The sequence below is a fragment of the Bradyrhizobium cenepequi genome (assembly GCF_020329485.1).
GTDB lineage: Bacteria > Pseudomonadota > Alphaproteobacteria > Rhizobiales > Xanthobacteraceae > Bradyrhizobium > Bradyrhizobium cenepequi.
Genome location: NZ_JAGKJI010000040.1, coordinates 1 through 15,407, shown reverse-complemented (window position 1 = coordinate 15,407; position 15,407 = coordinate 1). Strand labels below are relative to the sequence as shown.

Below are 15,407 nucleotides of genomic sequence, written 5' to 3'. Positions count from 1 at the left end.
GGAAACACCATGGGGGCACCATTTCGTGCCGTGCGGCTGATCGGGCTGCTTGGTCTTGCGGCGCTGTTGTTGGCAACGCCGGCGCGTGCCGAGACGTCGGCGATCAACGCCGTCGATACCGCCTGGATCATCGTCGCCACTGCGCTGGTGCTGATGATGACGATCCCCGGGCTTGCGCTGTTCTATTCCGGCATGGTGCGCAAGAAGAACGTACTGGCGACGATGGCAGAGTCTCGCGGCCGTCGCGATCGTCTCTATCCTCTGGGTCACTTTCGGCTACTCGCTCGCCTTCGTCGGCGATGGAACATGGATCGGCACGCTCGATCGCTGGTTCCTTGCCGGCATGACCATGGACAGCGTCAATCCGGCGGCGAAGACGATCCCGGAAGCGCTGTTCATGCTGTTCCAGATGACGTTTGCGATCATCACCGTGGCGCTGGTGGCAGGCTCGGTGGCCGACCGCATGCGCTTCTCCGCCTATCTCTGGTTCTCGGTCGGCTGGTTCATCTTCGCTTATGTGCCGCTGGCGCATTGGGTCTGGGGCGGCGGCTTTCTCGCCAGTGCCGGCGTGCTGGATTTCGCCGGTGGGCTCGTGGTGCATCTTTCGGCCGGCGTCAGCGGATTGGTCGCTGCACAAGTATTGGGACGGCGCCACGGCTATGGCAGCGAGAACCTGTCGCCGTTCGACCCGTCGCTCGCGGTGATCGGCACCGGGCTGCTCTGGGTCGGCTGGTTCGGCTTCAATGGCGGATCGGCTTTGACGGTGAGTTCGCGCGCGGTGATGGCGATCATCGCCACGCATCTTTCCGCATGCGCGGGCGCGCTGACCTGGGGCGCGATCGAATGGGCGACACGGCGCAAGCCGTCAGTGCTCGGCATGATCTCGGGCGCGGTCGCAGGGCTCGGCACGATCACGCCGGCCTCGGGCTTCGTCGAACCCTGGCACGCGGTCATCATCGGCGTCATCGCGGGCCTCGTCTGCTTCTGGGCCTGCACCTGGCTGAAGCTCCGCTTCAAATATGACGATTCGCTCGACGTGTTTGGCGTCCATGGCATCGGCGGGTTGACCGGCACGCTGCTGGCGGGCGTGTTCGCCGCCAGCGCCATCGGCGGCACCGCCGGCCTGTTCGAGGGCCATCCGCAGCAGCTCCTGATCCAGCTCTTCGGCGTCGTCGTCACCTTGGTGTGGTGCGGCGGGGTGACCTTCGTGCTCCTAAAGCTGGTCAGCGTGTTTGTCCCGCTCCGGGTATCGCTGCAGCAGGAGCTGGAGGGCCTGGATATTTCGCAGCACGGCGAGGCGCTGCAGTAGCTTCGCTACTTAGTTACCGCCACTCTGCCACCCCGCTGGGCAGGATTATGTCCAGACTCTGTCATGCCTACGGATTGGGCTACACTGATTACGTTTTGAGCGCGGCGGAATAGCGCAGGTCTGGCCAATTCCCGTTAAGCGCGAAAACCGGCGGATTCATAATCCGTTAGGCAGCGCCGTCGATCTGGCACGGCATTTGATTCTAACGCCAGCGACTGTGACCGCGTCGTGAATTTTCTCCGCGTGGTGGATCTCAGTCGAAAACACCCGGTTCGTCTGCGCCGGGCCCAAGCGGGATAGGACACATGAAAATTGTTATGGCGATCATTAAGCCATTCAAGCTGGAAGAAGTCCGCGACGCCCTGACCGCCATTGGCGTTCACGGTCTCACGGTGACGGAAGTCAAGGGGTACGGGCGTCAGAAGGGCCACACTGAGATCTATCGCGGCGCCGAATATGCCGTGAGCTTCCTGCCCAAGATCAAGATCGAGGTCGCGGTTGCGGCCGGCCAAGTGGACAAGACCATCGACGCCATCACATCGGCGGCAAAGACCGGGCAGATCGGCGACGGCAAGATCTTCGTCATCAACCTCGACCACGCGGTGCGCATCCGCACCGGCGAGGCCGACGCCGCGGCCCTCTGATTTCGCGCTCAAACCTTACAATTCAGGAGTAGAATAACATGACGTTCAAACGTCCCCACGGCGCGGGATTGGCGGCATTCGCGGTCGGCCTGCTCGCTGCGACCGCTGCCTATGCCGAACCGACCGTCAACAAGGGCGACAACGCCTGGATGATGACGTCGACGGTGCTCGTGCTGTTGATGACGATCCCGGGCCTCGCGCTGTTCTATGGCGGCCTGGTCCGCTCCAAGAACATGCTGTCGGTGCTGATGCAGGTGTTCTACACGGTGTGCATCGTCACCGTGCTCTGGGCGCTCTACGGCTACAGCCTTGCTTTCACCGGCGGCTCGGACTTCATCGGCGGCTTTTCAAAGGCGTTCCTCGCAGGCGTGACGCCGGATTCGAAGGCTGCCACCTTCAGCGTCGACGCCAACATCTCCGAACTCGTCTATATCTGCTTCCAGATGACGTTCGCGGCGATCACGCCCGCGCTGATCGTCGGCGCTTTCGCCGAGCGCATGAAGTTCTCTGCGGTGGCGCTGTTCATTCCGCTCTGGGTGACGCTGATCTACTTCCCGATCGCCCACATGGTCTGGTACTGGGCCGGTCCGGATGCGATCACGGATGCCGCGAAGGCGCTCGCGGCCGCGGCTGACGGCGCGGCGAAGACCGCAGCGCAGGCCAAGCTCGACGAGATCAACGCCGACGCCGGCTGGATCTTCAAGAAGGGTGCGATCGACTTCGCGGGCGGCACCGTCGTGCATATCAATGCCGGCATCGCCGGCCTGGTCGGCGCGCTCCTGCTCGGCAAGCGCACCGGCTACGGCAAGGAGCTGATGGCTCCGCACTCGCTCACGATGTCGATGATCGGCGCCTCGCTGCTCTGGGTCGGCTGGTTCGGTTTCAACGCCGGTTCGAACCTCGAGGCTTCCGGGGGCGCCGCGCTCGCCATGACCAACTCCTTCGTCGCGACCGCGGCGGCGGCGTTGTCCTGGATGTTCGCGGAATGGATCATCAAGGGTCATCCCTCCGTGCTCGGCGCCATCTCCGGCGCGGTCGCGGGCCTCGTGGCGGTGACGCCAGCGGCCGGCTTCTCCGGCCCGATGGGCGCGATCGTGCTCGGCCTCGTGGTCGGCGTGGTCTGCCTGTTCTTCTGCACCGTGGTGAAGAATGCACTGGGCTACGACGACTCGCTGGATGTGTTCGGCGTCCACTGCGTCGGCGGCATCGTCGGCGCGATCGGCACCGGCATCCTGGTGAACCCGGCGCTCGGCGGCACCGGCGTGATGGACTATGTCGCCGGCAAGATCGCCGACTACGACTTCGTCGCCCAGATGACCTCGCAGTTCTGGGGCGTCTGCACCACGCTGGTGTGGTCGGGCATTGGGTCGGCGATCCTCTACAAGGTCGTCGACGTGATCGTCGGCCTGCGCGCCAACGTCGAAACCGAGCGTGAGGGCCTCGACATCACCGAGCACACGGAGCGCGCTTACAACATGTGAGTTCTCCCGGGGGTGTGACCTCTCCCGGGGGTCGCACCCAGAACTACGGTTTGGGCACATACCCGGCAATGCCCCGACCGTTGAGGGGCTCCAGCGCAAGTTGGAGCCCCTTTCTTTTTTGGCTGCTGCCAAAGACAAAGAATTGCCAAGCTACCGTTCGCCTTCCGGCGCGATCAGCGTGACTGTCGGAAAATAGGTGCGATAGCGCCGCACGTCCCGCGTCAGAAGTGGCAGTTGCTCGACCGCAGCATGGGCACCGATGAAGAAATCGGACAACACCCCAGTGCGGATGCCACCGGCGGCGCGGTATTGGAGATACGCCTTGCCTGCAAGGAAGAGCGCAGCGCGCGGAATCTCTACAACCTCGATTCTCAGGTCGCGGAGCGTGCCGTCGACGGCTTCGACTGTGCCGTAGCGTATCGAGACTTCTGCATAAATGACGTTGTTGATGAGCAATGGTCCAGCCGAAGCCGTCTGCTCAAGCTGCGCCTGGGACCAGTCGGCCCATTTCTCGTCGTCGGTCGCAAGATCAAGAAGGACGTTCGAATCGACGAGGGTCATTCCGGCTCATCACGCAGAAGAGCCATCAGTTCGTCAGTCGTCATGCCCGGGCCCGCGGAGCCGCGCGCCTTGGCGAATCGGCTGGGCGGCCGCGGTCCATCAGCTTTCTCGATCAGCACGCTGCCATCGTTGGTACGGCGAATATTGACCTGGCTGCCAGGGCCGATACCCAGGTAATCGCGAAGCGGCTTTGGAATCGTCACTTGGCCTTTGCGAGTGACAGTTGTCGTCATCGTTGGGCTCCAGCTCGTCGGTAATACTTGCGAAATAGATAGTAATACCACGCAAATTGTCCAGCGGCGCCGATGGTTAATCGCGTCTTAACCTCGCCGTATCTATGGTGACTTGATCGGTTTACGGTCGAGCCGGATTCCCCTCGACTGCGTTGAAAGTGCTGGCGTTTAAGAACATGGCAATGACCGCTCCCTCTGGCGTGGCGCAAGACGCTGGCAGCGTAATGCCGGCCGGTCAGGCCGAGCGTTCCCCGTTTGCGCGCACGGCCGAACTGCTGGCGCCGTACCAGCCCGGCAAGCCATTGATTACGCTGTCCTTGGGCGAGCCGCAGCACCCGGTTCCGGCCTTTGTTGGACCGGTGCTCGCAAAGCACACCGCCGAGTTCGGCCGCTATCCGCTCGCCAGGGGCATCGAGCCGTTCCGCCGCGCGGCAGCAGGCTGGCTCTCGAACCGGTTCCGCCTGCCGCGGCCGGTCGATCCCGAGAGCGAAGTGCTGGTGCTGAACGGCAGCCGCGAGGGCCTGTTCTTCGCCGCCATCACCGCCGCCCGCTATGTCGGCCCACGCCAGGGCGGGCCGGCGATCCTGATGCCGAACCCGTTCTATCCGGCCTATGGCGCCGGCGCCCGCGCCGCCGGCTGCGAGCAGGTCTATCTGCCGACCACGCCGGCCAACGGATTCCTGCCCGATCTCGACGCGCTTGATGACGCGCTGCTGGCGCGCACGGTGGCGTTCTACATCGCTTCGCCCGCAAATCCGCAAGGCGCGGTGGCCTCGCGCGATTATTTCGCGCGGCTGAAAGTACTCGCCGACCGCTTCGGATTCATCATCCTGAGCGACGAATGCTATTCGGAGATCTACACCAAGGAAGCGCCCGGCAGCGCGCTGGAACATGCCGGCTCCGACTTCACCAATGTGGTCGTGTTTCAGTCGCTCTCGAAGCGCTCGAACCTGCCGGGCATGCGCGTCGGCTTCGCCGCCGGCGATGCGAAATTCCTCGCCGCCTTCCACGAACTGCGCAACGTCGCCGCACCGCAAGTGCCGGTGCCGCTGCAGCATGTCGCGGTCGCCGCCTATAGCGACGAGGCGCATGTCGAGGAGAACCGCCGGCTGTACCGGATCAAGTTCGACCTCGCCGACCAGATCCTCGGCAGCCGCTACGGCTATCGGCGTCCGGCCGGCGGCTTCTGCGTCTGGCTCAACGTCTCCGAGCGCGGCGGCGACGAGGCGGCGACGGTGAAACTTTATCGCGATGCCGGCGTGCGCGTGATCCCGGGCAGCTATCTGGCGCGGCCGCAAGCCGACGGCTCCAATCCAAGCGCGGGCTATATCCGCCTCGCGCTGGTCTCCGACAGTGAATCAACGGCCGAGGCGCTGCACCGCCTGGTCGAAACCCTGAGCTAATCGCAAGGCCACAAGCGCATGCCAGCGATCGAACGTGTCATTCCCCTGGTCGGCCATCTGCCGGTCCCGATCCGCGAAGCCCTGGAGCGGCGGGTGCGAGAATTCGGCGGGCTGTGCCTGATCACGCTTGCAGGATTTGCCGCCGCGGCACTGATGACGTGGTCGGTGCAGGACCCGAGTCTGAGCCACGCCACCTCGCGCTCGATCCGCAACATCCTCGGCTATCCCGGCGCGATCGGCGCCGACCTCTTGATGCAGATCCTGGGCCTTGGCGCCATCATGCTGATCCTGCCCATCGCAGTGTGGGGCTGGCGCATGCTGACGCATCGCCCGTTCGACCGCGAAGCGCTGCGGCTGGCGTGCTGGATCCTTGCCACCGTGATCGCCGCCGGTTTTGCGAGCTGCTTTCCGCATAATGGCGCCTGGCCATTGCCGACCGGGCTCGGCGGCGTGGTCGGCGATGCGCTGGTGCGCGCGCCCGCAGTGGTGTTCGGTCCGGCCGGACTGATCTATCGCCTGGTGCTCGGCGCCATCCTGTTCGTCGCGGCGACCGCGAGCTTCCTGTTCGCCTGCGGCTGGGGCGCGAAGGAAAGCGAAGAAGAGCCGACGGCGATCGAGGATCATGACGAGCCGTTCGTCGAAGAGGACGATGAGGACCGCAGCTCGGTCTCGCTCGGCTGGCTGTTCCATGCGCTGATGAGCGCAAAGGCGCGGCTCAGCTGGCTGCTCGCCACCGCCTATCGCTCGCTGGTCTCGAGTGCGCCACAGCGCGGCACGGGCGCGTTCGAACGGCAGGAGCCGAGTCTCGGCGGCCGCGCCGCGCCCTCCGTGGTCCCGGAGGCCAGCGAGGAATTCGACGACGAGATCGAAGAGGAAGAAGAGGAGGAGGCAGAAGAGGAAGCCCCCGTCGCCCGCGCCCCGCGCAAGAAGGCCGAGCCGCGCGCCAAGAAAAAATCCTCCGACAAGTTCGAATTGCCGTCGGTCTCCGTGCTGTCGGCGCCGAAGGCCGCCGACCGCCAGCCGCTCAGCAAAGCCGAGCTGGAAGCCAATTCCCGCGCGCTCGAAGGCGTGCTGCAGGATTTCGGCGTCCGCGGCGAGATCGTCAAAGCCAATCCGGGTCCGGTGGTGACTCTGTACGAGCTCGAGCCCGCCCCCGGCATCAAGTCGTCGCGCGTGATTGGTCTCGCCGACGACATCGCGCGCTCGATGAGTGCGCTGTCGGCCCGCGTCGCCGTCGTCGCCGGCCGCAACGCCATCGGCATCGAACTGCCGAACGGGCATCGCGAAAAGGTCTACCTGCGCGAACTCCTGACCGCGAAGGAAGCGATGGAGTCGGTGGCAAAGCTGCCGCTCTGTCTCGGTAAGAGCATCGGCGGCGAACCCGTCATCATCGACCTCGCGCGCACGCCGCATATGCTGATCGCCGGCACCACCGGCTCCGGCAAATCGGTCGCGATCAACACCATGATCCTGAGCCTGCTCTATCGGCTGCGCCCCGACCAGTGCCGCCTGATCATGGTCGATCCCAAGATGCTCGAGCTCTCCGTCTATGACGGCATCCCGCATCTTCTGACACCCGTCGTCACCGATCCCAAGAAAGCGGTGGTCGCGCTGAAATGGGCCGTGCGCGAGATGGAAGAGCGCTACAAGAAGATGGCCAAGCTAGGGGTGCGCAACATCGACGGCTACAACGCGCGCCTGGTCGAGGCAAAGGGCAAAGGCGAAGACCTCACGCGCACCGTGCACACCGGCTTCGACAAGGAGACCGGCAAGGCGATCTACGAGGAGGAGAAGCTCGACCTCGATCCGTTGCCCTACATCGTCATCATCGTTGACGAGATGGCCGACCTGATGATGGTCGCTGGCAAGGATATCGAAGGCGCGGTGCAGCGTCTTGCACAGATGGCGCGCGCCGCGGGTCTCCACGTGATCCTCGCGACCCAACGTCCGTCGGTCGACGTCATCACGGGCACCATCAAGGCCAACTTCCCGACCCGCATCGCCTTCCAGGTCACCTCGAAGATCGACAGCCGCACCATCCTGGGCGAAATGGGCGCCGAGCAACTGCTCGGCCAGGGCGACATGCTCTACATGGCCGGCGGCGGCCGCATCAGCCGCGTGCACGGCCCGTTTGCCTCCGACGAGGAAGTCGAGAAGGTGGTGCGCCATCTCAAGACACAGGGGCAGCCGGAATATCTGGAAGCCGTGACCGCGGAAGAGCCGACGGACGAGGATGGCGCGGTATTCGATTCCACCGGCATGGGCGGGGATGGCGGCGGCGACCTCTATACGCAGGCGGTCGCGATCGTCAAACGCGACCGCAAGGCGTCAACTTCTTATATTCAACGGCGCCTGCAGATCGGCTACAACCGTGCGGCCTCATTGATGGAGCGGATGGAACTCGAAGGCATCGTCGGCCAGGCCAATCATGCCGGCAAACGCGAGATCCTGATCGAGGAAGAAGGCAGTATGTGATTCTGCCCGAGAATTTCACGGAAAAGCCAATATCCCCGCGGCACTACGCACGATAAACTAGTCATCGGAACACGCGTTGCATCAGAATCCGAAATACCGAATGGCCAAATACCACGCCTATCGCGCCATCCATTCCGGATTGGCGATCCTGATCGCCACGTCGATCGCCGGCGCCGCGCCTTCGTCCGCGCAGAACGTGCCGGTGCCGAAGCCCGCGCCGAAGGGCCGCGACGGCACGCAGATGAGCGCGCAGGAGCAGAAGAGCCCGGCCACGACAGGCTCGACCCAGCAGACGCCGCCGACCCCCGTCATCCCCGATCCGCGCCGCAACGTCCCCGCCAACATCTTCGCAACCTTCGATTCCAACCAGAAGGCGCAAGCCGCAAAAGTCAGCAACTATCTCTCATCGCTGCAGACGCTGTCCGGCAGCTTCGTGCAGGTCGGCCCGGACGGCTCCAAGACCAAGGGCGATTTCTACATCCAGAAGCCCGGCAAGGTGCGCTTCGAATATGAGCCGCCGAGCCCGATCGACATCGTCGCCGACGGCTCATCGGTCGCGGTGCGCGACCGCAAGCTCGCCACGCAGGATATCTATCCGCTGTCGCAAACGCCGCTGCGCTATCTCCTGTCCGACCGCATCGACCTGATGAAGGACACCAACGTCGTCAGCGTCACCGCCGACGACGTCTTCATCTCGATCACCATCGAGGAGAAGCAAGCGCTGATCGGCACCAGCCGCTTGATGCTGATGGTCGGCGCCAAGGACGGCCAGCTCAAGCAGTGGACCGTCACCGATCCGCAAGGCTACGACACCACCGTTGCCGTCTACAATCTCGATACCACGAAGAAGGTCGATCCCGGCCTGTTCAAGATCGATTTCACGAACTACCAGACCCCGCCGGGTTAGTTGCGCTCATGTAGGATGGGTAGAGCGCAGCGAAACCCATCATCTTCACCGCGGCAGCAATTGATGGGTTTCGCTGCGCTCTACCCATCCTACGTCCCCGCGCTCCCTGTGGACAATCCTGTCCGCCGCCGCAATTCATGCTAAGACGCATTTCCCATGCGTCTTTCCCTGACAACCTGGAACATCAACTCGGTGCGCCTGCGCATCGACCTCGTCGCCAAATTCATCAAGCAGGCGCGGCCGGACGTGCTCTGTCTTCAGGAAACCAAATGCATCGACGACGCCTTTCCGCTGAAGCGCTTCAAGCGGCTCGGCTATGAGCACGTCGCACTGAACGGACAGAAGGGCTATCACGGCGTCGCCATCATCTCGAAAGTGCCGTTCGAGAAGACTGACATCCGCACCTTCTGCGACAAGATCGATTCCCGCCACATCTCGGTCGAGTTCGGCGGCAAGGCGCAGCTTTCACAGCCGCTGGTGCTACATAACTTCTATGTGCCGGCCGGCGGCGACATCCCCGATCCCGCACTCAATCCGAAATTCGAGCACAAGCTGCAATTCCTCGACGAGATGAAATCCTGCGAGCCCTTGCATCCGCGCGGCGGCGATCGCCACATCCTGGTCGGCGATCTCAACGTGGCGCCCCATGAGAACGACGTGTGGTCGCACAAGCAGCTTTTGAAGGTCGTCTCGCATACGCCGATCGAATGCGAGAAACTGCTCGCAGCCCAGGTGCACGGCGAATGGTTCGACGTCGCGCGCGAGCGAATTCCGCTCTCCGAAAAAGTCTACACCTGGTGGAGCTACCGCGCCGCCGACTGGACCGTCGGCGACCGCGGCCGCCGGCTCGACCATATCTGGGTCTCGCGCGCGCTGAAGGACAGCGTCACCGATTTCAAGATCGCCCGCGACGCCCGCGGCTGGGAGCGCCCATCGGATCACGTGCCGGTGACGGTCACGCTGGAGGTGTAGCGCTGCGCAGCTTCCGCTTGCTCAGGGCCGCCTCTCCCCTTGTGGGAGAGGCCGGATTGCATGCAGCGCAGCGGAATGCAATCCGGGTGAGGGGTCCCGGTCCATCGAGGGACTTGAGCTCGCGGAGACATACCCCTCACCCGGATTTCCCGCTTACGCGCGAAATCCGGCCTCTCCCACAAGGGGAGAGGCGGGAGTTTGCCGCACGGGCGTCGCAGAACTGAAACGCCTGTATTCTCGTCGCCGGGACGACGGAGAACTACGACTTACCCATCTTCCTGCCCGCCACCACGATATCGCTGGCGATTTGGCTGGTGCGCTTGGCGAATTCGTCGCGCAGTTTCCGCGCCGCGGCAGGATCACTCTCGAGCACGCGCTGAAACAGGCTGCGCGCGATTCGAATGCAGGTGGAACGCTCCAGCGCGGTCGCAGTCGACGGCCGTTTCATCGGCACGATGAGCGCGAGCTCGCCGATCAGCGCGCCGGGGCCGGCGATGATCTCGGCGCCGCCGTCCTCGACACGGAAGGCGCCATACTGGACGACATAGCCCGCGTCCGCCTGGTCGCCAGCATGGAACAGAACATCGCCACGTTCGAAATTGCGCTGTTCGGAGCCGATCGCGAGCATGCGCAACGCAGTATCCCCCAGCAGGCGCAAGGTGGAGACGCGTTCAAGCAGCGCTACGTCATCTTCGATCGACATTCAGGCCGGTGACCGGGGGTACGATTCGTGACCGAATCGTATCACGGCACCAGCTTGTAGCCACCGGCTTCCGTCACCAGGATCTCGGGATTGGCGGCGTCCTTCTCGATCTTCTGCCGGAGCCGGTAGATATGCGTCTCCAGCGTGTGGGTGGTGACGCCGGAATTGTAGCCCCAGACCTCCTGCAATAGCGTCTCTCGCGACACCGGCATCTGACCCGCACGGTAGAGGAACCGCAGGATCGCGGTTTCCTTCTCGGTCAGCCGCACCTTCCGCGCATTGGCGGCGGTCAGCATTTTCGAGCCGGGGCGGAAGCTGTAGGGACCGACGGAGAATACCGCGTCTTCGCTCGCCTCGTGCTGCCGGAGCTGGGCCCGGATCCGGGCCAGCAACACCGCGAAGCGGAAGGGCTTTGCCACATAGTCGTTGGCGCCGGATTCCAGGCCCAGGATGGTGTCCGAATCGGTGTCATGCCCCGTCAGCATGATGATCGGTGCCTTGAAGCCACCCTTGCGCAAGGACCGTACCACCTCGCGGCCATCGGTATCGGGAAGGCCTACATCCATCAGGACCAGATCGGGAGAGTTGGTTTTGGCGGCGCTGGCACCCTTGGCGCCGGTATCAACCGCGGAGGCCTCGAATTCCTCATGCAACGAAAGCTGCTCGACGAGCGTGTCACGCAAATCGGTGTCATCATCCACGATCAAAATCTTGCGGGCGTTGGCCATAGGTACGATCCTCTTGGAGGCGGGCAGCGGACAAGCGGAAAGCGCTTTGGCCGGGACTTGATAGCGAGACTCATATTTAGGTAGTCGATCGTTGCCGATTCACAAGCCGAACACAGTCTATCCCAAATCAGCGGCCGGTTGGACGAATGTGCTGCAATAGGGCGAGATAGAACAATCGAGGCCGGGGAGGCAAGGGTGGAACCCGCCGCATTTGCATGGGAAGCTCCAACGTTTCAATCACTTATCAGACAACCGGGCGTGATCGACCGCTGTCCCTGATTCGCGTTCACGCCGCCGCCGGTAATCCGTGCCGGGGGTGGCTGACCGCCGATGGCTGGTCGGTGCCGGTGGCGCTCGGCTGGGGCGGCATCCTCGCCAACAAGCGCGAGGGCGATGGCGGCACACCCCGGGGGGTTTTCCACCCACGGCAATTGTGGTGGCGCGCGGACCGCTCCCCACGACCGCGCAGTTTCCTGCCGACCCGCCCGATCCGGCGTGAGGATGCCTGGTGCGAGGATCCGCGCGATCGCCACTACAACCAGCCCGTGCAGCTGACCCGCGCGCAGAACGGTGACCGGCTGACGCGCGAGGATCATCTCTATGACTTTATCATCGAGATCGACCACAACACCGCCCCGCGCATCGCCGGCCGCGGCAGCGCGGTGTTCCTGCATCTCGCCCGTCCAAATTTCGCGCCGACCGCCGGTTGCGTTTCGATGACGAAGTCCTCGATGCTGCGGCTGCTGCGGCGGATGAACCCGCAGACGAGAATCGTGATCGGATAGAAAACTCTCAACCCTCATGGTGAGGAGCGCGCAGCGCGTCTCGAACCACGAGGCCCCCGCTGGTGGCCTCGCCCTTGGAGACGGCCGCTGCGCGGCCTCAGGGTGAGGGGACAGACTAGCCCTTGCGGGTGTTTCTCTACGCGCTCACCGCGCCCCGAAAATCGCAGATCCCACGCGCACATGGGTCGCACCCATCCGGATCGCGGTGGCGAAATCGGCGCTCATGCCCATCGAGAGATTTGTCAGACCATTGCGCGCGGCGATCTTGGCCGTCAGCGCAAAATGCGGAGCAGGGGGCTCGTTGACCGGCGGGATGCACATCAGGCCGGAAATCGGGAGCCCGTAATGCTCTCGGCAGCGTGCGATAAAGGCATCCGCATCAGAGGGAGCGACGCCCGCTTTTTGCGATTCCTCGCCGGTATTGATCTGGACGAACAATTGCGGCTGCCGGTTCTGGTTTTTGATTTCTTTGGCTAATGCTTCGCAAATGCTGGGGCGGTCCACCGAATGGATGGCATCGAACAACGCCACCGCCTCCTTGGCTTTGTTGGATTGCAGCGGCCCGATCAAGTGCAGCACGATGCCGGGATGCGCCTGCATCAAGGAAGGCCACTTCGCCTTGGCCTCCTGCACGCGATTCTCCCCGAAAACCCGCTGGCCGGCCGCGACTACGGGCGAAATTGCATCTGCGCCGAAGGTTTTCGACACGGCGATCAACGTCACCGAGCTACGATCCCGACGCGCATCCTTGCAGGCGCGTGCGATTTCCGCCTCGACCTCTGCGAGACCGTTTGGTGAATGCGCGGTTAGCGGCGCTGTGTTTTCCGGTGTCATGTCATCTACCAACGCGTACTCTTCCGGGGGTTTCCTCGAATTTTACCAAATCCGGGAAAAGCTTCTTGAACCCTTTGTTCTACTTTCACCAGTGGGGCAGGGGACATTGATGTCTAAAATTAATTTCAACCGCCAACGCGCCAAACTCAAGAATCTTCTGGGTATTCGCGCGCGGCTGGCCCTGCTCGCGCTGTTGCTGGTGGCCCCGTTGATGCTGGACCGCGTCCGCACCCTGGAAGATTCGCGGGCCAAGCAGCTCGCGCACGCCGCCGAAGAATTCGCTGCGCTAGCGGCACATAGCGCCGACGCCCAGCGCGAGGTCATCTCCTCGGTCGAGACGGTGCTGAAATCCACCGCCTATATCCGCGCATCCGCCGGCGGCATCGGCAAGAGCTGCGAGATCCTGCGCGCCAGCGTGCCCGCCAACATGCCCTGGATCCGCAGCCTGATGTTTCTCGGCAGCGACGACCGTGTCCAGTGCGCCACCAACAACACCTATGTCGGCCTCGATCTCAGTGACCGGCCCTATGTAACGGAAGCCCGGGCGCACCGGGAATTCGTCCTGAGCGATTTCATCGTGGCCCGTCCCACCAACACGCCAGTCGTGATGGCCGCTTACCCGGTGGCCGCCATCAACAATGAAACCGACTCCGTGGTTCTCGCCGCGATCAATCTGGACTGGATGTCCAAGATCATGACCAATTACGGTGGACGAGCCGGCGTTTCCTCTGTTTTGGTCGACAGTGCCGGTACGGTTCTCGCGGCACCTCTGGATCAGGCGGGCATGATCGGCCGCTCATTGGACACCGTGCCGCTGCTGTCCGCAATCGCGGATAAAGCGCTTAGTTACGGTGAGTCCTCCGGCTCGATTTCCTTCACCGCGGCGGATGGCACGAACCGCACGATCAGCTTTGCGCGTATTCCCGGCACGCGCTCGCGGCTGATCGTCAGCATCGATGAGGCCAAGGTGACGGCAGCGATCGATGGCGATATCCGCACCGCCTACTGGCAGCTCGGCTTCGTCTGCCTGCTGGTGCTGTTCGGCGCGCTCGTCGGCGCGGAGAAACTGATCATCCATCCGATCGACGTGATGACCCACATGGCCAAGCGCTTCGGCGAGGGCGATTGGTCGGTGCGCGTCGCGAAGAACAAGCTGCCGGCGGAGTTCGTTCCTCTCGCCCGCGCCTTCAATGCGATGGCCGCGCAGCTCAGCCAGCGCGAACGCGATCTCGTCGCGACCAACGACCGCCTGACGGTGATGGCTTCAATCGACGTGCTCTCGGGGCTTGCCAATCGCCGCGGCTTCCAGAGCCGGCTCGATTTCGAGTGGATGAAGGGGCAGCAATATGATTGCGAGCTGTCGCTCCTGATGATCGATGTCGATCACTTCAAGCTCTACAACGACACCTACGGCCATCCCGAAGGCGACGCCTGCCTGACGAGGCTCGGCGAGACGCTCTCCGGCATCGCCGCCGACACGCTGGGCTTCGCCTGCCGCTATGGCGGCGAGGAATTCTGCCTGTTGTTGCCGAATACCAGTGCCGGGCGCGCGAAAGAGGTCGGCGAGATCGTGCGCGCCGCGGTGCAGGATCTCCGCCTGCCGCACGCGACCTCCAGCCACCAGATCGTCACCGCCAGCATCGGCGTGGCCTGCACCAAGCCGAGCCCGTCGCTCAACCCCGGCGATCTGATCGAAGCCGCCGACGCCGCCCTCTACGCCGCCAAACACCTGGGCCGCAACACCGTCGTCGAGCACGGCCTTGTGCAAGGCTCGAAGGGCGCGGCAGAAATGGCGATGGCGAGCTGATCTCGTTTCGTGATTTCAGGAGGACAAGGTCCATTTTTTCCGTCATTCCGGGGCGATGCGAAGCATCGAGCCCGGAATCCATTTCTCCGCAGCGCCCGTGGCTCAATGGATTCCGGGCTCGCGCCAAGAGGCGCGCCCCGGAATGACGGCGGAGAAGAATTCGCCAGTGATTCCAAGATGATTTGCCCCGTCCACCCCTCGCGCGAAAAACATTCCGCTTCCGTCGTCGGGCAAATCAGTGATTTAACTCCGCGCGTCTCACGGCGGATGAGGGGCGGCTCGCGATCGTCACGAACGTGCGGTGAGATGCGGTGGACGCGGGTGTTGCGACTGACGAGCGTGACTATCCGTGGACGGCGAAGTCGTGTGGTTCTGGCGCCCCGACGCTGGCGCTAAGTTTTTTGCGCGAAGCAAGTTTGCGCGAGAGGCGACGGTGGCAAGAAAGCCCGGTCACCGGGAAGAGCACGAAGTAAGCCGTAAACCACTGCGCAGGGAAAGCCGGAGTTGCTTCGGTTGACCTGTGGTCCTACCCCCGAGCTTTTTGTTGCACGGGGCCCACGGGTGC

The 15,407-nt window shown here is 63.5% G+C and carries 13 protein-coding genes and 1 pseudogene; 9 read left to right on the top strand and 5 right to left on the bottom strand.

Annotated features, from left to right (window positions below; genetic code table 11):
- The first annotated feature begins 9 nt into the window (after positions 1-9).
- The 3 genes and pseudogenes from J6497_RS30530 (at position 10) to J6497_RS30520 (ending at position 3,434) form a co-directional block, all read left to right on the top strand.
- A pseudogene (locus J6497_RS30530) lies at positions 10-1,309 on the top strand (ammonium transporter).
- A gap of 305 nt (positions 1,310-1,614) precedes the next feature.
- Complete coding sequence (locus J6497_RS30525; RefSeq protein WP_225707950.1) at positions 1,615-1,953, top strand: P-II family nitrogen regulator; 339 nt, start codon at positions 1,615-1,617, stop codon at positions 1,951-1,953.
- A gap of 38 nt (positions 1,954-1,991) precedes the next feature.
- A complete protein-coding gene (locus tag J6497_RS30520; RefSeq protein ID WP_225707949.1) occupies positions 1,992-3,434 on the top strand; it encodes an ammonium transporter in 1,443 nt (480 codons plus the stop codon).
- A gap of 150 nt (positions 3,435-3,584) precedes the next feature.
- Here J6497_RS30520 and J6497_RS30515 read toward each other — a convergent pair whose 3' ends face one another.
- Both J6497_RS30515 and J6497_RS30510 read right to left on the bottom strand, forming a co-directional pair.
- The gene (locus tag J6497_RS30515; protein WP_225707948.1) at positions 3,585-3,995 is read right to left on the bottom strand and encodes a type II toxin-antitoxin system VapC family toxin; all 411 of its coding nucleotides are present in this window, start codon (positions 3,993-3,995) and stop codon (positions 3,585-3,587) included.
- On the bottom strand, positions 3,992-4,228 hold the full coding sequence (locus J6497_RS30510; RefSeq protein WP_225707947.1) for an AbrB/MazE/SpoVT family DNA-binding domain-containing protein: 237 nt from the start codon (positions 4,226-4,228) through the stop codon (positions 3,992-3,994). Before J6497_RS30510 ends, J6497_RS30515 begins: the two co-directional genes overlap by 4 nt.
- Positions 4,229-4,404: 176 nt before the next feature.
- On the opposite strand from J6497_RS30510, the gene J6497_RS30505 reads away from it, so the two are divergent.
- The 4 genes from J6497_RS30505 to J6497_RS30490 all read left to right on the top strand — a co-directional run bounded on the left by J6497_RS30505 (position 4,405) and on the right by J6497_RS30490 (position 9,985).
- Positions 4,405-5,631, top strand: a complete 1,227-nt coding sequence (locus J6497_RS30505; RefSeq protein ID WP_225707946.1) for an aminotransferase class I/II-fold pyridoxal phosphate-dependent enzyme — start codon at positions 4,405-4,407, stop codon at positions 5,629-5,631.
- 18 nt (positions 5,632-5,649) lie between these two features.
- Complete coding sequence (locus J6497_RS30500; protein ID WP_225707945.1) at positions 5,650-8,106, top strand: DNA translocase FtsK; 2,457 nt, start codon at positions 5,650-5,652, stop codon at positions 8,104-8,106.
- A gap of 100 nt (positions 8,107-8,206) precedes the next feature.
- Positions 8,207-9,013 carry an outer membrane lipoprotein carrier protein LolA gene (locus J6497_RS30495; protein ID WP_225707944.1) on the top strand — a complete coding sequence of 269 codons (807 nt, stop codon included), beginning with the start codon at positions 8,207-8,209 and terminating at the stop codon, positions 9,011-9,013.
- Between the two features lie 156 nt (positions 9,014-9,169).
- Complete coding sequence (locus J6497_RS30490) at positions 9,170-9,985, top strand: exodeoxyribonuclease III (protein WP_225707943.1); 816 nt, start codon at positions 9,170-9,172, stop codon at positions 9,983-9,985.
- Between the two features lie 259 nt (positions 9,986-10,244).
- Here the strand turns inward: J6497_RS30490 and J6497_RS30485 are convergent, their stop codons facing one another.
- The gene (locus J6497_RS30485; RefSeq protein WP_225707942.1) at positions 10,245-10,688 is read right to left on the bottom strand and encodes a cyclic nucleotide-binding domain-containing protein; all 444 of its coding nucleotides are present in this window, start codon (positions 10,686-10,688) and stop codon (positions 10,245-10,247) included.
- 41 nt (positions 10,689-10,729) lie between these two features.
- Entirely contained in the window at positions 10,730-11,416 is a 687-nt protein-coding gene (locus J6497_RS30480) for a response regulator transcription factor (protein ID WP_027582830.1), read from the bottom strand.
- Between the two features lie 215 nt (positions 11,417-11,631).
- Here J6497_RS30480 and J6497_RS30475 point away from each other — a divergent pair, with 215 nt between their 5' ends.
- Positions 11,632-12,201: a L,D-transpeptidase family protein gene (locus tag J6497_RS30475; protein ID WP_225707941.1), complete on the top strand. Its 570-nt coding sequence runs from the start codon at positions 11,632-11,634 to the stop codon at positions 12,199-12,201.
- A gap of 144 nt (positions 12,202-12,345) precedes the next feature.
- Here J6497_RS30475 and J6497_RS30470 read toward each other — a convergent pair whose 3' ends face one another.
- Positions 12,346-13,035 carry a YggS family pyridoxal phosphate-dependent enzyme gene (locus J6497_RS30470; RefSeq protein ID WP_225707940.1) on the bottom strand — a complete coding sequence of 230 codons (690 nt, stop codon included), beginning with the start codon at positions 13,033-13,035 and terminating at the stop codon, positions 12,346-12,348.
- A gap of 109 nt (positions 13,036-13,144) precedes the next feature.
- On the opposite strand from J6497_RS30470, the gene J6497_RS30465 reads away from it, so the two are divergent.
- Positions 13,145-14,842: a diguanylate cyclase domain-containing protein gene (locus tag J6497_RS30465; protein ID WP_225707939.1), complete on the top strand. Its 1,698-nt coding sequence runs from the start codon at positions 13,145-13,147 to the stop codon at positions 14,840-14,842.
- The last annotated feature ends 565 nt before the right edge of the window (positions 14,843-15,407 follow it).

Excerpts from the sequence above, each read along its gene's own strand:
- J6497_RS30520 (WP_225707949.1), top strand. The coding sequence starts at position 1,992 with ATGACGTTCAAACGTCCCCACGGCGCGGGATTGGCGGCATTCGCGGTC.
- J6497_RS30475 (WP_225707941.1), top strand. The coding sequence starts at position 11,632 with ATGGGAAGCTCCAACGTTTCAATCACTTATCAGACAACCGGGCGTGAT.
- J6497_RS30490 (WP_225707943.1), top strand. The coding sequence starts at position 9,170 with ATGCGTCTTTCCCTGACAACCTGGAACATCAACTCGGTGCGCCTGCGC.
- J6497_RS30500 (WP_225707945.1), top strand. The coding sequence starts at position 5,650 with ATGCCAGCGATCGAACGTGTCATTCCCCTGGTCGGCCATCTGCCGGTC.
- J6497_RS30465 (WP_225707939.1), top strand. The coding sequence starts at position 13,145 with ATGTCTAAAATTAATTTCAACCGCCAACGCGCCAAACTCAAGAATCTT.
- J6497_RS30470 (WP_225707940.1), bottom strand. The coding sequence starts at position 13,035 with ATGACACCGGAAAACACAGCGCCGCTAACCGCGCATTCACCAAACGGT.
- J6497_RS30480 (WP_027582830.1), bottom strand. The coding sequence starts at position 11,416 with ATGGCCAACGCCCGCAAGATTTTGATCGTGGATGATGACACCGATTTG.
- J6497_RS30525 (WP_225707950.1), top strand. The coding sequence starts at position 1,615 with ATGAAAATTGTTATGGCGATCATTAAGCCATTCAAGCTGGAAGAAGTC.
- J6497_RS30510 (WP_225707947.1), bottom strand. The coding sequence starts at position 4,228 with ATGACGACAACTGTCACTCGCAAAGGCCAAGTGACGATTCCAAAGCCG.
- J6497_RS30515 (WP_225707948.1), bottom strand. The coding sequence starts at position 3,995 with ATGACCCTCGTCGATTCGAACGTCCTTCTTGATCTTGCGACCGACGAC.
- J6497_RS30505 (WP_225707946.1), top strand. The coding sequence starts at position 4,405 with ATGGCAATGACCGCTCCCTCTGGCGTGGCGCAAGACGCTGGCAGCGTA.
- J6497_RS30485 (WP_225707942.1), bottom strand. The coding sequence starts at position 10,688 with ATGTCGATCGAAGATGACGTAGCGCTGCTTGAACGCGTCTCCACCTTG.
- J6497_RS30495 (WP_225707944.1), top strand. The coding sequence starts at position 8,207 with ATGGCCAAATACCACGCCTATCGCGCCATCCATTCCGGATTGGCGATC.